Here is a 1,318-nt window from a genome sequence, read left to right as displayed (position 1 = left end):
GAACACATACTTAAGGCTCTTGTGGTCGGTATAGATGTCGCACTTGTGTCCAATCAAATAATGCCTCCAGATCTTCAACGCGTGTACTACGGCTGCCAATTCCAGATCATGTGTCGGATAATTCAGCTCATGTCTCCTCAACTGTCTGGATGCATATGCCACAACTCTGCCCTCCTGCATGAGTACACATCCCAATCCTTGACGAGACGCATCGCAATACACTGAGAAACTCTTAGTAACATCTGGCAGTACCAATACTGGTGCAGTGGTCAGCCTTTTCTTCAACTCCTCAAAGCTAGCTTGGCACTGCGGTGTCCACACGAACTTGGCATTCTTCTCTAGCAAGGATGTCAAGGGCTTGGCAATCTTGGAGAATCCCTCAATAAAACGCCGATAGTAGCCTGCCATTCCGAGAAAACTCCTGATCTCACTGACATTCTGCGGTGGAATCCAGTTGAGAACATCCCTGACCTTCTTCGGATCAACTGCGACACCTCCATTTGACAACACATGGCCCAAGAATGATACCTCCTTCAGCCAGAATTCACATTTGCTCAACTTAGCATACAACTGATGTTCTCGGAGTCTCTGCATCACTAACCTCAAATGTTCCTCATGCTCTTCCTCATTCTTGGAGAAAACCAGAATATCATCGATGAACACCACGACGAACTTGTCAAGATAATCCATGAACACGCTGTTCATCAAATACATGAAGTAGGCCGGTGCATTAGTCAATCCAAAGGACATAACTGTGAACTCATACAAACCATACCGGGTAGTGAAAGCTGTCTTGGGGATATCTGTCACCCGGATTCTCATCTGATGATAGCCTGATCTGAGATCGATCTTCGAGAACACACAAGCTCCCCTCAATTGGTCAAAGAGATCATCGATCCTTGGCAGTGGATACTTATTCTTGATGGTGACCTCATTGAGGGCTCGGTAGTCTATGCACATCCTCTGTGTCCCGTCTTTCTTATCAACAAACAACACTGGAGCTCCCCAAGGCGAACAACTAGGACGAATATACCCCTTAGCTAGTAAGGCCCTCAATTCTTCTTTAAGTTTCTTTAATTCTTTTACCCCCATTCTATATGGTCTTTTAGCTATGGGTGCTGTGCCAGGCATAAGTTCAATAACAAATTCAACTTCACGTTCCGGAGGCATACCTGGCAATTCATCTGGGAACACATCTGGATACTCGTTCACCACTCGAATGTCCTTCAACTCTGTGCCTTCAGCATGATTGACCTGACCGGGCTCTGTGGTTTTGGTTGCCTGATACTCAATCTTCTCCCCTGATGGAGCCACTAAC

1 protein-coding gene is annotated in these 1,318 nt (G+C 46.1%); it reads right to left on the bottom strand.

Annotated elements, in window-relative coordinates:
• Positions 1–1,318: reverse transcriptase family protein (locus FA727_RS25645; RefSeq protein WP_136833917.1), on the bottom strand; the 1,318-nt coding region annotated here is incomplete at both ends.

The organism is Robertmurraya kyonggiensis, assembly GCF_005116465.1.
Lineage (GTDB): Bacteria > Bacillota > Bacilli > Bacillales > Cytobacillaceae > Robertmurraya > Robertmurraya kyonggiensis.
The sequence above is the reverse complement of the archived record's forward strand: the minus strand, read 5'-3'. Positions and strand labels throughout refer to the sequence as shown.